General features: G+C 61.6%; 14 protein-coding genes and 1 pseudogene. 6 read left to right on the forward strand and 9 right to left on the reverse strand.

Annotation, left to right across the window (positions count from 1 at the left end):
* Window positions 1–92: 92 nt before the first annotated feature.
* Both JO965_RS08950 and JO965_RS08955 read left to right on the forward strand, forming a co-directional pair.
* The gene (locus tag JO965_RS08950; RefSeq protein WP_203443321.1) at window positions 93–821 is read left to right on the forward strand and encodes a cytochrome c biogenesis CcdA family protein; all 729 of its coding nucleotides are present in this window, start codon (window positions 93–95) and stop codon (window positions 819–821) included.
* 71 nt (window positions 822–892) lie between these two features.
* Window positions 893–1360, forward strand: coding sequence for a DUF1203 domain-containing protein (locus JO965_RS08955; RefSeq protein WP_203443322.1), 468 nt, complete (start codon window positions 893–895; stop codon window positions 1358–1360).
* On the opposite strand, the gene JO965_RS08960 is transcribed toward JO965_RS08955, so the two are convergent.
* From JO965_RS08960 to JO965_RS08990, 7 genes and pseudogenes are all read right to left on the reverse strand, one after another.
* Complete coding sequence (locus tag JO965_RS08960; protein ID WP_203443323.1) at window positions 1361–1747, reverse strand: ACT domain-containing protein; 387 nt, start codon at window positions 1745–1747, stop codon at window positions 1361–1363.
* Between the two features lie 89 nt (window positions 1748–1836).
* Window positions 1837–2964, reverse strand: a complete 1128-nt coding sequence (locus JO965_RS08965) for a branched-chain amino acid ABC transporter substrate-binding protein (RefSeq protein ID WP_203443324.1) — start codon at window positions 2962–2964, stop codon at window positions 1837–1839.
* 126 nt (window positions 2965–3090) lie between these two features.
* Complete coding sequence (locus JO965_RS08970) at window positions 3091–3453, reverse strand: DUF6867 family protein (protein ID WP_203443325.1); 363 nt, start codon at window positions 3451–3453, stop codon at window positions 3091–3093.
* Window positions 3453–4229 carry an ABC transporter ATP-binding protein gene (locus tag JO965_RS08975; protein WP_203443326.1) on the reverse strand — a complete coding sequence of 259 codons (777 nt, stop codon included), beginning with the start codon at window positions 4227–4229 and terminating at the stop codon, window positions 3453–3455. The genes JO965_RS08970 and JO965_RS08975 overlap by 1 nt, the downstream gene beginning before the upstream one ends.
* A gap of 26 nt (window positions 4230–4255) precedes the next feature.
* Window positions 4256–5068, reverse strand: a pseudogene (locus JO965_RS08980) (ABC transporter ATP-binding protein); the annotation flags it as partial.
* Entirely contained in the window at window positions 5068–6480 is a 1413-nt protein-coding gene (gene livM, locus JO965_RS08985; RefSeq protein WP_203443328.1) for a high-affinity branched-chain amino acid ABC transporter permease LivM, read from the reverse strand. The pseudogene JO965_RS08980 and the gene livM, both read right to left, overlap by 1 nt.
* A gap of 13 nt (window positions 6481–6493) precedes the next feature.
* Window positions 6494–7414: a branched-chain amino acid ABC transporter permease gene (locus JO965_RS08990; RefSeq protein ID WP_203443329.1), complete on the reverse strand. Its 921-nt coding sequence runs from the start codon at window positions 7412–7414 to the stop codon at window positions 6494–6496.
* 302 nt (window positions 7415–7716) lie between these two features.
* On the opposite strand from JO965_RS08990, the gene JO965_RS08995 reads away from it, so the two are divergent.
* Together JO965_RS08995 and JO965_RS09000 are read left to right on the forward strand one after the other, a co-directional pair.
* The gene (locus JO965_RS08995) at window positions 7717–8244 is read left to right on the forward strand and encodes a flavin reductase (protein WP_203443330.1); all 528 of its coding nucleotides are present in this window, start codon (window positions 7717–7719) and stop codon (window positions 8242–8244) included.
* Window positions 8245–8805: 561 nt separating this feature from the next.
* Complete coding sequence (locus JO965_RS09000; protein ID WP_203443331.1) at window positions 8806–11175, forward strand: HWE histidine kinase domain-containing protein; 2370 nt, start codon at window positions 8806–8808, stop codon at window positions 11173–11175.
* A 19-nt stretch (window positions 11176–11194) separates the two neighbouring features.
* On the opposite strand, the gene JO965_RS09005 is transcribed toward JO965_RS09000, so the two are convergent.
* On the reverse strand, window positions 11195–12043 hold the full coding sequence (locus JO965_RS09005; RefSeq protein ID WP_203443332.1) for a methionyl-tRNA formyltransferase: 849 nt from the start codon (window positions 12041–12043) through the stop codon (window positions 11195–11197).
* 317 nt (window positions 12044–12360) lie between these two features.
* Here JO965_RS09005 and JO965_RS09010 point away from each other — a divergent pair, with 317 nt between their 5' ends.
* Together JO965_RS09010 and JO965_RS09015 are read left to right on the forward strand one after the other, a co-directional pair.
* Window positions 12361–12630, forward strand: coding sequence for an usg protein (locus tag JO965_RS09010; protein WP_203443333.1), 270 nt, complete (start codon window positions 12361–12363; stop codon window positions 12628–12630).
* Between the two features lie 84 nt (window positions 12631–12714).
* Complete coding sequence (locus tag JO965_RS09015) at window positions 12715–13311, forward strand: exopolysaccharide biosynthesis protein (protein WP_203443334.1); 597 nt, start codon at window positions 12715–12717, stop codon at window positions 13309–13311.
* Here the strand turns inward: JO965_RS09015 and JO965_RS09020 are convergent.
* Window positions 13308–13622 carry a hypothetical protein gene (locus JO965_RS09020; RefSeq protein ID WP_203443335.1) on the reverse strand — a complete coding sequence of 105 codons (315 nt, stop codon included), beginning with the start codon at window positions 13620–13622 and terminating at the stop codon, window positions 13308–13310. The two genes, JO965_RS09015 and JO965_RS09020, sit on opposite strands and share 4 nt — an antisense overlap.
* Window positions 13623–13681 lie beyond the last annotated feature (59 nt).

Genomic DNA, 13681 nt, shown 5'->3' on the forward strand with positions numbered 1-13681 from the left:
CGAAGCAAACCGAAAATCGTCGCTCTTCACAAGCTGGAGAACCCGCCTTCCACCGCCTTTCTCAAGCGGACGCGAACGGATAGAAGGCTGTCATGCTCAGTGTTTCTTATCCAGCCGCGGCGCTCGGCGGCCTCATCAGTTTCTTAAGTCCCTGCGTTCTGCCGCTGGTCCCGCCCTACCTGTCCTTCCTGGCCGGCACGACCTTCGACCGCCTGAGCGCGGGCGACGACCGCGCCGTCCGCCAGCGCGCGATGCTGGCGGCGCTCCTGTTCGTGGCGGGCTTCTCGACGGTCTTCGTGCTCCTCGGCGCGACCGCTTCCGCCCTGGGCCAGGTCATCCGCCAATATCTCGATGTGTTGAGCACGGTAGCGGGTATCGCCATCATCGTGATGGGCCTGCATTTCCTTGGGCTGTTCCGCATCGGATTGTTCTATCGCGAGGCCCGGTTCAATGTGGCGAAACCAGTCGGCCTCTGGGGCGCCTATGTGATGGGCCTCGCCTTCGCCTTCGGCTGGACGCCCTGCATCGGTCCGGTCCTGGCGGCGATTCTGACCATGGCGGGCTCGGAGGACAGCGTGGCTCACGGAGCGCTGTTGCTGGCGGCCTATTCGGCAGGCTTGGGCATACCCTTCCTGCTCGCGGCCTTCGCCATGAAGCCTTTCGTGGCGCTCTTGAAGCGCATGCGCTCGCGCTTCGCCATGGTCGAAAAGGTCATGGGCGTGCTCCTCGTCCTGACCGGGATTGCGTTTCTCACCGGCTGGATCACCAACATGTCGTTCTGGCTTCTGGAGACCTTTCCGGCGCTCGGGCGGTTAGGATAGGTTGTCACAGGAATCGGGTCGTTCGACGAAGTATGACTTGCCATTCTGGTGATCTCACACGGAGATCACCTATGCCCTTCCAAGTCCGCGGCCTCGATGCCGAACCTTTCGCACCGCTCTTCGAACTGAATGAAGCTGACCTGAGGGCCATCGGCGCCAAGCGCGTTTATGCCGATGAGGCCGATGCTTATCCATGCCGGGTGTCCCTGACCCGGGTTGGAGTAGGGGAGGAGCTCCTGCTGCTCAACCACGCCCATCAGACGACATCGACCTCACCGTACCGCGCGGCGGGACCAATCTTCGTTAGCCGCTATGCTAAGACGGGCACCTACCAGGATGAGTTGCCGCCGATGCTGCGTGATCGGCTCCTGTCTCTGCGCGCCTATGACGCCAACGCCTTCATCGTCGATGCCGAGGTCGCGGAAGGCGGTGACGTTCTGCAGGTGATCGAGCGGTTCTTCGCCAATCCCGAGGTGGCGCATATCGATGCTCATTTCGCGAGGCGCGGCTGTTTTGCCGCCCGGGTCGAACGGGCCTGATCAATCCTCGCTTCTGACCTCGTGTCCGGCGTCCCTGAGCGCGGCCACGGCTTTCTCCGCATCTTCCGCCTTCACCAGCACGTAATCGGTGCTGAAGGTGGACGTGGCGAAGATGCCGATGCTCGCCTTGGCCAAGGGGGTGAGGACGGAGGCCAGGATGCCCGGAACGCTGAAATCGAAACTCTGCTCGATCCGAAAGCAGCGCCAGCCTACATCGACCTCGGCATCGGATCGAGCCTCATCGAGCGGACAGACGAGGGTCGTTTCCTCCGCCGCTTGAATCAGGAGCGAGAAGGGTCCCGGCGAAGGGGCCGTGACGGGCATGCCCGCCGGGAAGCGGCAGACCGCATAAGTGGCCTCGAGCAGCGATAAAGTCAGAGCTGGCATAATCCTGGCTGCTTTGAACGGGAGCTTTCATAAGAAAACCCGCCCTGTCGCCAGGGCGGGTTCCAATCATTGGCTTTCAGGCCAATCGATTACATGGCGAGTTCGTTGCCAGAGTAGTCGATCTTGCCGTCGGCGCCCTTCTTCCAGACATACATGATGTAGTCCGGACGGGTGATGTCGCCCTTCTTGTCGAAGGAGATGTCGCCGATGACGGTCTTGAAGGGCTTGCCCGCCTTCATGACGTCGGCAACCTTCTTGCCATCGGTGCTACCGGCCTGCTTCGCAGCCTCGGCCAGGATCTGGGCGGCGGCGTAGCTGTAGAGAGTGTAGGCCTCAGGCTCGAAGTTCTTGGCCTTGAACTTGGCCACGACGTCCTTCGCGTTCGGGTTCTTGCGCGGATCCGGCGAGAAGGTCATCAGAGTGCCGTCGGCACCCGGGCCGGCGATCGAGGTGAATTCGGCCGACACGATGCCGTCACCCGACATGAGCGGAGCGTTGAGGCCCTGGTCGCGCATCTGACGGATGATGAGGCCGGCTTCCGTGTGGAGGCCGCCGAAGTAGACGACGTCGACGCCAGCCTGCTTCAGCTTCGACACGAGAGCGGAATAGTCCTTCTCGCCCGGGTTCACGCCTTCATAGACGACTTCCTTCAGACCCTTGGCGTTCATGGCCTTCTGGGTCTCGTCGGCAAGGCCCTTTCCATAGGGGGTCTTGTCGTGAACGACGGCGACCTTCTTGCCCTTGAACTTGTCGGCGAGATAGCTGCCGGCAACGAGGCCCTGCTGATCGTCACGACCGCAGGTGCGGAAGGTATTCCACAGGCCGCGCTCGGTGAATTGCGGGTTCGTCGAGGCCGGGGTGACCTGGACGATGCCGGCTTCCTCGTAGACCTGCGAGGACGGGATCGACACGCCGGAGTTGAAGTGGCCGACGACGAACTTCACGCCTTCAGCGGCGAACTTGTTCGCCACCGACACGCCCTGCTTCGGGTCGGACACGTCGTCGCCGATGACGATCTGCAGCTTCTGGCCATTGATGCCGCCGGCTGCGTTGATGTCTTCGACAGCCTGCTCGACGCCGTTCTTCAGCTGGGCGCCGAAAGCCGCGTTCGGGCCGGTGATGGGGCCAGCAACGCCGATCTTGATCTGGGCGCTGGCTGCGCTGGAGAAGGCGAGGCCAAGACCGAGGGCTACGCCGGTCAACAGCAGTTTTTTCATGAGGTCACTCCTCTGGGTGGTTTTATAGGCCCCCCTTCCTTGTGGGGCCGGTTTGACGGGATGCCCGTCATCCAAGGCAGCATCATGCTGGTTTTTAAGCGGATGTCACCTGGGAATCTTTTGGGCTTAGCCCTTGGTAGCAGACGCCTTTTCCCGCCAGGAAAACGGGCCGGTCCGCTCGTAGAGCCAGCGGTATTGGCTGGTCATCATCCGGGCCCGGCGGTACTGGAAACCGAGCGCCCCGATGATCAGAAGGACGATGGTGTCGACCGCATAATAATGGATCGACAGCAGCGTGCCTTCGAACAGCGCGAAGTGGATGAAGCGCACCGCCGCGCCGAGGATGAACAGGTAAAGGATCAGGGTCCAGAACGGCCGCCAGGTGACGGCGATGGCCCGGCCCGTCATCCAGGCCGCCCATCCGCCCATGACCACGGTGATGAGGAGAAAGAGCCAGATCGACGGCTCTTCGTAGAGGATGCCCTGCATCAGTGATGCCCCCCTTCGAGATAGGCTGCCCGGACTTGCGGATTTTCAAGCAATTCCCTGCCGGAACCGCTCATGGTGATGTTGCCCGTCACCATCACATATCCGCGATGGGCCAGCTTGAGGGCGTGATAGGCGTTCTGCTCCACGAGGAAGACAGTCATGCCGTCCTTCTCATTCAGCTCTTTGATGATGTGGAAGATCTGCTTCACGATCAGGGGTGCCAGGCCGAGGGACGGCTCGTCCAGGAGGAGAAGCTTGGGCCGGCTCATGAGCGCGCGGGCAATGGCCAGCATCTGCTGCTCGCCGCCCGAGAGGGTGCCGCCGCGCTGCTGCAGGCGCTCCTTCAGGCGCGGGAACAGGGTGCAGACCCGTTCGAGATCCTGGTCGAAATGGGCCATGTTGTGCATGGACGCGCCCATTTGAAGGTTCTCGAATACTGTCATGCGCGGGAAAATGCGCCGGCCTTCGGGCGATTGCGCGATCGACAGGCGGGCGATCTCGTGGGTCGGCATCTTGGTGATGTCCTGGCCCCCATAGGTGATCGTGCCCTCGCGAGCGCGCGGGTTGCCGAAAATCGTCATCATCAGCGTCGACTTGCCGGCGCCGTTGGCGCCGATCAGGGTGACGATCTCGCCTTCATGGACGTCCATGTCGACGCCCTTGAGGGCGATGATGTTGCCATAATAGGTCTTCACGCCCCGTACGCTCAGCAGGGGCTGGCGGGAGGTGGCCCCTTGAGGGCTCTGCATCGCGATGTTTGCTCCAGCGGTGCTCATGCCCCGACCTCCGCTTCGACTTTCTCCACCTCGTCATCCGCCACGCCCAGGTAGGCGGCGATGACCTTGGGATCGTTTCTGACCTCGGAGGGCGCGCCGTCCGAGATTTTGGTGCCGTAATCGAGCACCACCACGTGATCCGAGATCTGCATCACGACCGACATGTCGTGCTCGATCAGAAGGATCGAGGTCCCGTGATCCTTGCGGATGGAGAGCAGGAGCTCGTTGAGCTCATGCGACTCGCGCGGGTTGAGGCCCGCCGCAGGCTCGTCGAGGCAGAGCAGCAGCGGGTCCGTGCACATGGCGCGGGCGATCTCCAGACGGCGCTGGTCGCCGTAGGGCAGGTCGCCGGCCGGGTCGTCCGCCCGGTGGATCAGCCGGGCTTTCTCCAGCCAGAACTTGGCCTTCTCGATGGCCTCCTTCTCGGCCTTGCGATAGCCGCCGAGGCCGAGGACGCCGAGGAAGGTGAAGCCCGAGGCGATCATCAGCGGGTTGTGCTGGGCCACCAGCAGGTTCTCGAGCACGGTCATGCCGGAGAACAGGCGGATGTTCTGGAAGGTACGGGCAACCTTGCCCCTCCAGTTGATGTCAAAGCCCGGAAGCCGTTCCAGCAGCAGATGCGAGCCGTCGGGCTTGCGAAGGGCAATCATGCCCTCCGTCGGCTTGTAGAATCCGGTGATGCAGTTGAAGACCGTGGTCTTGCCTGCTCCGTTGGGGCCGATGAGCGCGGTGATGTCGCCGCGCCCGGCCTGGAAGGAGAGATCGTTGACGGCGACGAGGCCGCCGAAGCGCATCGTGAGATGCTGTACGTCGAGGATGGGATCCTGCAGCCAGCGCATTAGCCGTGTCCTTCCTTCACGAGCGAGCCGGAAATGGCTTTGCGCTCTTTCAAGATCACCGAGGGTTCACGTTCCGAGATCAGGCCGCGCGGACGCCAGACCATCATCGCCACCATGCCGGCACCGAAGAGCAGCAGGCGGTACTCGTTCGGGTCGAAGCCCGATCCGAAGATGGCCTGGAGGAAGGTCAGGTTGCGCAGGATCTCGGGGCCGCCGACGAGCACGATGGCCGCAATCGCCACGCCGATCTGCGAGCCCATGCCGCCGAGCACCACGATGGCCAGGATGATCGCCGATTCCAGGAAGTTGAAGCTTTCCGGAGAGACGAAGCCCTGGCGGACTGCGAAGAACGAGCCGGCAAAGCCGCCGAACATGGCGCCGATGGCAAAGGCCGTCAGCTTGGTGTTCGTGGTGTTGATGCCGAGAGACCGGCAGGCGATTTCGTCCTCACGCAGAGCTTCCCAGGCCCGACCAATCGGCAGCCTGCGCAGGCGCATGGTGACGAAGTTGGTGATCAGGGCCAGCACCAGGATCAGGTAATAGAGGAAGATGATCCTGTGCATGCCGTTGAATTCGAGCCCGAAGGTCTGCGCAAACCCGCCTTCACCCGCTGTGAACGGTATGCCGAAGAAGGTCGCGCGCGGGATCGAGGAGATGCCGGCGCCGCCATTGGTCAGATCCACCCAGTTGATGAGGACAAGGCGGACGATTTCACCGAAGGCCAGGGTGACGATGGCGAGATAATCGCCGCGCAGGCGCAGCACCGGGAAGCCGAGGATCATGCCCCAGAAGGCGGCGAGAATGCCGGCGAGCGGCAGGCAGATCCAGAACGACAGCCCGAACGTGGTCGAGAGCAGGGCATAGGAATAGGCCCCGACCGCGTAGAAGGCCACGTATCCCAGATCGAGCAGGCCAGCGAGCCCCACCACGATGTTCAGACCCCATCCGAGCATCACATAGGTGAGGATCAGGATGCCGAGATCGACCCAGTAACGGGATTCGTTCAATCCGCCTTGGATCAGGTAGACCAGAAGCGGAAAAGCGAGCGCTATGCCAAGGAAGAAGGGGATAGCGAAGCGTGACACATGCTGGAAGGCGCTCGGCTCGGCATGAACCGGTTCCGTCGCCTGACGTGGGCTGGGCGTCGCCTGGCGATAGGCCCGCGACGCCGTGAAGGCGTGCAGGAACAGGCGCAGTCCGAAGACGATGGCACAGATGATTGCGACCAGGCCCCAGCGGGGCGTGAGGAAGAGATCGGCACCGGACTGATCCGTCCTGTAGGCCAGGATCGGGATCGAGAGGCCCAACATGATCAGTGCGGTCTTGAAGGAATCCTTCAAGGCGGCGCGCAGGTCGAAGGTCCGCGTCGCGGCCTGGGTTTGGCCCGCGGTGGTGATGGAAGGAGCGTTCATGCTTTTAGGCTCCTTAAACCTTCTCGACCTCAGGCCGTCCGAGGATACCGGAGGGCATGAAGATCAGGACGATGGCGAGGATCGAGAACGCGGCCACATCCTTGTACTCGATCGAGAAGTAGGCCGACCAGAAGGTCTCGATGAGGCCGATGATCAACCCGCCCAGAACGGCGCCCGGGAGCGAGCCGATGCCACCCAGAACCGCTGCCGTGAAGGCCTTCACGCCCGGCACAAAGCCGTCGTTGAAGCTCACCACGCCATAATACAGCAAGTACATGGTGCCCGCGACCGAAGCGAGGGCGGCGCCGATGACGAAGGTCAGGGAGATCGTCCGGTCCACGTTGATGCCAAGGAGAGCGGCCATCTTGCGGTCCTGCTCGCAGGCGCGCTGGGCACGTCCGAGGGAGGTCTTCTGGACGAGATACCAGAAGATCGTCAGCAGCACCGCGGTGGTGACCATGATGATGATCTGCTTGTAGGAGAGGGCGACGTTGTAGCCGCTCTCGCCCTGGAAGAGCACGATCACGTCCTGGACCATCGGCGGGATCGGCTTGTTACGCGCTCCTTGCGCCACCTGGACGAAGTTCGACAGGAAGATCGAGACGCCGATGGCCGAGATCAGAGGCGCCAGGCGGAACGAGCCGCGCAGGGGCCGGTAGGCGATCCGCTCGATGGCCCAACCCCACAGGGACGTGAGCGCCATCGCGACGACGAGCACGACGAGAAGTGCCAGCGCGACGGACGAGATCCCGAGCCAAGTGGTCAGGAGGAGGAAGAGGATGAGCGAGATGAAGGCCGAGAGCATGAAGACGTCGCCGTGGGCGAAATTCACCATGCCGATGATACCGAAGACCATCGTATAGCCGATGGCGATGAGGCCGTAGATCGACCCCAGAGTCAGCCCATTGATGAGCTGCTGCACAAAGATTTCCATGTCCTACCCTTGCCCCTCTGGAATGGGGTCATTCTTGGGAAACACTGCAGGAAAGCACGACGTGCGAACGTCGCCAAGCCTGACGTAAGGTGCGCGTGTCTCTAGCAAACGGATTTTCGTTCGACAACTTTCTGTTAAGTTTCCTATTACCTCTTATGATGGAATAAGCGGCAGGAACAGCTGCAATACTGGGCAAGTCCAATTTTGCCTACTGCTTCCAAAGGATAAGACCGAGGCCCATATGGTTCTGAGCAGCCTTGTGCTCGGCCTGAAAAGAGTGGAAGAGGCTTGTCCGGATCACGATGTTGAAGTCTCAAGCCACTCCCAATTCAGCCACCGCAGATGACACCAGCCCCGATGCTGTTCTCTTCAGGGAGGGCATGAGCCGGGCGGCCGCGGCCGTTCACGTGGTCACGACTGATGGCTCGGCCGGACGCGCGGGCTTTACGGCGACCGCTGTCACCCCTGTGACGGACAGCCCAGCTTCGCTTCTGGTCTGCGTCAATACCGCCTCACGGTCGGCGCAGGCGCTCCTGGCCAACCGGGTTTTCTGCGTGAATACCTTGAGTGCTGAGGATCTGGCGCTCGCTGACGTCTTCGCGGGCCGCTCCGGTCTTCAAGGGCAGGAGCGCTTCACAGTCGGTCAGTGGGAAAGGTTGGAGACGGGTTCGCCCGCCCTGACAACGAGCCTCGTTTCCTTCGATTGCCGCATCAGCGATGCCCGGGTCGTTGCGACCCACCATGTCATCATCGGCGAGATCGTCCGCATCCGGCTTGGCGAACAGAAGCCCACCCTGGTCTATCAGGGACGTCACTACCACCAGCTCTGAAATCTGTGGACACATGACAGAGAGGCCTCCCCACCCGCCGTTTCCAGCAAATGAGGAGGCCTCCCGGTCCTGAAGGCCAACAGGATAGCCTTCAGAAGGGCAATGATCGGGAGGGCGGAGAGTTTCAGCTTGGCCGACAGCTAAGTCCGCACAAAGAAAAAGCCCTTCACGAGGGGCGGTGAAGGGCTTTGAGGGTCTCGAAGACCTGGGGGCATTTGGTCTTCGTGAGGAAGTAATGCTGTCAGGAGATATTAGTTCCGCAGGTGATGGGCGAAGAATCCGTCCAGGGCTGAGGCAGATGGCCTGGAAACCCTCATGCGGCATGCGAATCCCGGCAGGGACCGGGTCCCGGCTTGCGGGCAATTCCGTCATCTCTTGATCGCCTACCCATGGGCCTTATGTTTCCAGGTTGCATCACGACGCAATCCGTCGAGCCAAAAGGCAGGGAATGTCCGCGAGACCGCAAAGATCCATTCTTGTCTTGACCTCGGACGCTGCTCATCGGGTTCGTTCCTGCCAGGCAACCGAGGCGGTAAACTCTTGTCGTCGGACATCCGTCCGATGAACGATGTCGCCCTGAACGGGACCTCTCCCCAGCGTTCGGGATATCAGGAGAGCACCGCTTCGCAGGCGTTCGGGGCATCCCATTGGCCCGCGGCGGGGGGCGAGATGGGAGAGCGCATCCGCACACATGACTGGGCTGCGACGCCTTTAGGACCAATACAGACCTGGCCCCAGAGCCTGCGGACTATCGTCGATCTCATGCTTGCCTCACAGCAGCCGGTCTATGTTGCCTGGGGAGCCCAACTCACGTCGCTTTACAACGACAATTACCTGCCAATTCTCGGCATCAAACACCCGAAGACTCTGGGAAGGCCTTATTCGGAGGTGTGGCCGGAGATTTGGGACGAATACCGCCCCATCGCTGCGGCGACGATGGCGGGCGAGGCGCAGCATTTCATCGACCGTCCGGTTCCTCTGGCTGGCCGTCCGGGTCGGCCCATGAGCTGGTTCACCTTTTCCTGGACACCAATCAGGGATGAAGCCGGCGGCGTTGCCGGGTTCTACTGCGCCGCAACAGAGACAACGGACAAGGTCCTCACTGAAGATGCCCTGCGTGAAGGTCAGGAGGTCGCACTCCGTGAGACCGACATGCGCTATCACGCCCTCTTCGAGGCGCTCGATCAGGGCTTCTGCATCGTCGAAATGATCTTCGACGAACAGAACCGACCGGTTGATTACGTCTTCGCCGAGGTCAATCCCATCTTCGAGGAACAGACGGGTCTGTATGATGCAGCCGGCAAAAGCATGCGTTCGTTGCAGCCCACGCACGAGGATTACTGGTTCGATATCTATGGCCGGGTCGCGTTGACCGGCGAGCCGGCCCGTTTCGAGCATGAGGCGGCTGCTCTGGACCGCTGGTACGATGTCTTCGCCTACCGGATCGGCAATCCGGAACAGCGCCGCGTCGCGATTCTGTTCGATGACATCACCGGGCGAAAACTAGCCGAAAACGCCCGCCGCGAAAGCGAGGAGCGGCTCAGGCAGGTGCAGGAGGCCGCAAGGATCGGCAGCTTCGAGTTCGACCGCCGAACCAACAAGGCCATCACTTCGCCGGAATACCTGGAACTGTACGGACTGCCCGAGGATCTCTCCGGCTTCTTCTCGTACGACGACTGGATCGCCCTTGTGCATCCGGAAGACCGGCCGTGGATCGAAGCCGAAACGCGGGCTGCCGTCGCCGATCCCTCTCGCAATCAACTCGACTATGAGTTCCGCATTCTTCGTGCTGATAATGGCGAGATGCGCTGGATCACCGCGCGAACCAAACTTCTTCGCGATGACAAGGGACGCTTCGTGCGTTCGCTCGGCGCCCAATGGGATATCACGGCGGAAAAGGACGCGCAGACAGCCTTGCACGAGAGCGAGGAGCGCTATCGTTCGTTCATCGCGCACAGCTCGGAGGGTATCTGGCTTCTGGAATTTGATCCCCCTCTCGACGTGTCCCTACCAGTCGAGAAGCAGGTCGAGCTCGCTTATCGCCACGGGCGCTTCGTCGAATGCAATGATGCCATGGCCGAAATGTATGGCCTCGCGCGGGCGGAGGATCTGATCGGCAAGACGCTCGAGTTTTCATTGCCTTCGTCTGACCCTGAGGCAAGAGCCTTTCTCGCCGGGGTCATTCGCTCCGGTTACAACCTGACCGGCGTGGAGTCCGTCGAGCTGGACGCTGCAGGAAACCACAAGCATTTCGACAACAGCATGACCGGAATTGTCGAGAACGGTCAGCTCAAGCGGCTCTGGGGAATCCAGCGCGACATCACAGACCGTAAGCAGGCGGAGGACCAGCGGACCCTTCTGATCCACGAGCTGAACCATCGGGTGAAGAATACGCTTGCCACGGTCCAATCCATCGCCTCGCAGACCCTGCGCAATGCTCCGACCATGCGGGATGCGAAGGAGGCTCTCGAAGGTCGGTTGATCGCCTTGGCCCGCGCGCATGACGTACTGACGAGGGAGAGCTGGGAAGGGGCGGAGCTCAGGGAAATCGTCGCCCAGGCAGTTGCGCCTTATGCTGGCCGCGGAGAAGACCGGCTGCACCTGCAGGGACCCGAAGTTCGCCTGTCGCCTCGCATGGCTCTGGCGCTCGCCATGGCGCTTCAGGAACTTGCGACCAACGCCGTGAAATACGGCGCCCTGTCGAATTCCACCGGTGAGATCGGAATCTCTTGGAAAGTCGAGCAGACCCATCCTCCTCGCCTTCATTTGACCTGGGAGGAGAGCGGGAGCCCGCCCGTGCAAGCGCCGAGCCGTCGGGGCTTCGGTTCTAAGCTGATCGAGCGCAGTCTGGCTCAGGAGCTCAATGGAGCAGCCCAGATCGAGTTTCGGCCGACAGGGATCGTCTGCACGGTGGATGCGCCGCTGGCATAGACCGGATCGTGCCGAATGTCTAAGACCCTCGCGCCGGTCCCGGGGCATAGGGACTCCAGCCCGTAACTTGGATGAAGCCGTCGCGCGCAGCGACGACCATGTGCTTGCGGTGCCTGTGAACGAGCGTGCCGGGCCGGTAGCGGTGTGGCTCCTGCCAGCCGGTCGCTTCCCACACATAGATGTAGCGGGAATCGATCTGGGCGAAGGCTTCGATGGAGCCGAAGGCGCGGATGGTGCGCAGCACATCCCGGATGCTTCCAGACCAGTCGACGGTCCGCTGTGCCTGCGTGATCCGCGGCCAATAGGTCCCCGGACCCTGGGGCCTTGCCTCGGCCCAGAGCCGGGGCAGGTGGTCGGCGAGCTGCAGCGAGATCTCCTTGGCGGCGATCTGGCACTTGGCGAGCAGCGTATCGTGCCTTTCCGTGCCGTTTAAGGAGAACCGTTTCTGGGTGACGATAGCCCCGGTGTCGAAGGCGGGCTCGAGCACATGGACAGTCATGCCCCATTCGGGAAGCTCATCCAGGATGGCCTGGAAGAGCGGGTAGGGCCCGCGTCCCATCGGCAGGGGAGACGGATGGAAGTTGACGGCGTAGGGCAGATGCCGCTCCCAACCCTTGATCAGCCAGGGATAGCCCGCCACTACCAGAGCCTCGCAACCCATGGCTTTCAGGCCTGCGAGATCCGCAGGATGTATCCGCGACGTTTGGACCGGCAGCCGCAATGCGCGTGCGCGTGCAACCGTGATGTCGTTGAAGTCGTAGATGCTGTCGCAGGGGCGGCTGAAGAGTTTGACCGGCTCCCAGCCTTTAGCGAGCAACGTCTCGAAAACATCTCCGAGAAAATCGATTCCCGCGAAGGCAAAGCGCATTCCCGGTGATCTCCTTATCCGATGTTCCCGTCCAGGTTCTCGCCCAGGCAATCAACGCAAGATCGCATGGATGTGCAAGTCCGCCAGCGCATCATGCGGAAAAGAGGCCCTGGTTTTCCGCAATAAACGATGCGCTCACTAAGAGATGAGCATCGGATTAATCCCAAAAGTAGTCTTCCCTTTTGTGTCCAATGCGCTTGCAGGAACTTCGATGTGCACTCAAGATTTAGCCTTGAGCATAGGGCAGGAAACCGCCTGTGCCGTTGGGGCGGACACCTGTCGGAAAGGCTCGCTGGAGCTTGAGAGAGGGAGTTCGCATGGTATCCAAGGAATTTATCCGGCAGATGGAAGGCTATGGGCTGACGACCGCCAAAATTCTCTACCGCATGCCGGATCACCCATCTTTCCTGCAAACTTATATCTGGCAGGAATATGATCTGGCTCCCCGCTTTCCCGTTCTCATAGGCTTTCTCGATTTCTGGAAACGCGAGCTCGTCGGGCCGCTGCATTCGGTCACCATCACCCATGCCCAGCTGATCAAGCCCGCGGAATTCCGGGCCATCCAGGGGGAGATCAACATTCATTGATTTGTGAGGGGCTCAGAGCCTTGGCCCCGGACCTTAAGTCAGGTAGAGAGGCGCCCTGAGCATCCCAGAACCTGCCAGGGCTTCTTGTTTTCCAACGCGCGCACTTCTCAAATCCTGCTCGCTCTTGCCTCCCAGCCAGGCGAGCGCCTGACCGTGCGCCAGATCATGGCGGTGCTCCAAGATCGGGCCTTCGCGCTCCTGATCGTCCTGCTGGGTCTGCCCAACTGCCTTCCCATGCCGCCGCCGATTCCGTTGGTCTGCGGCCTGCTGCTCGCGCTCGTCGCCATTCAGATCGCCTTCGGTCGGGAAGCCCCCTGGTTGCCGCGCCAGCTTATGAACCGGTCGGTTGCCCGCACTGATGTGGAGCGGGCGGTCGAGCGGGCGATACCGGTCTTCCGCCGGCTGGAGCGCATCTCGCGCCCGCGCATGACCTTTCTCGACACGCCCTTCTCCATGCGGCTCATGGGCGCAATCATTCTGGTCCTGGCCCTGGGCCTCCTCTTCGCGCCGCCTTTCGTGGGGCAGATTCCGTTGGGGCTTGCCGTGTGCCTGGTGGGTCTCGGACTGGTCGAGCGCGATGGCTTGGTGATCATTGGCGGCCTGATCATCGGCTCCATCGGCCTGACCTTGAGCCTGGGTTTCGTCTACGCGATCTTCACCGGGATCGAGACGCTGATCTAGCAGAGCTGATCAGGGCAGGTGAGGCGCCGCACCGGAGTCCCGTGTAAAACTGTGTCCGAGTAGGACCTCCTTAGGTGACGCTGCGCAACGGCTTCGATCTCTTCCTGAGCTGGGTTCAGGACAATCGAGTGGTGCGTGAGGCGGTCCCATTGGCAGGTAAGAGCGCTATCGGCCATCAGGCAGGCCGGGCCGAAATGCCAGGCTACGGCTGAGACATTCTTGGCAGGCAGTTCTGCCGCCAGAGTGGTTACCGGCTGAGCGAGCAGCAAATAGGCGGCAGCGATCATGGTAAGGCAGGTCTTCAGACGCATGGCCTCAAGCTTATGTGCGGCAAAACATTGTTTCAATGCAGATCCGACAGAAACCGGAT

The sequence above is a fragment of the Microvirga sp. VF16 genome, from assembly GCF_016864375.1.
Classification (GTDB): Bacteria; Pseudomonadota; Alphaproteobacteria; order Rhizobiales; family Beijerinckiaceae; genus Microvirga.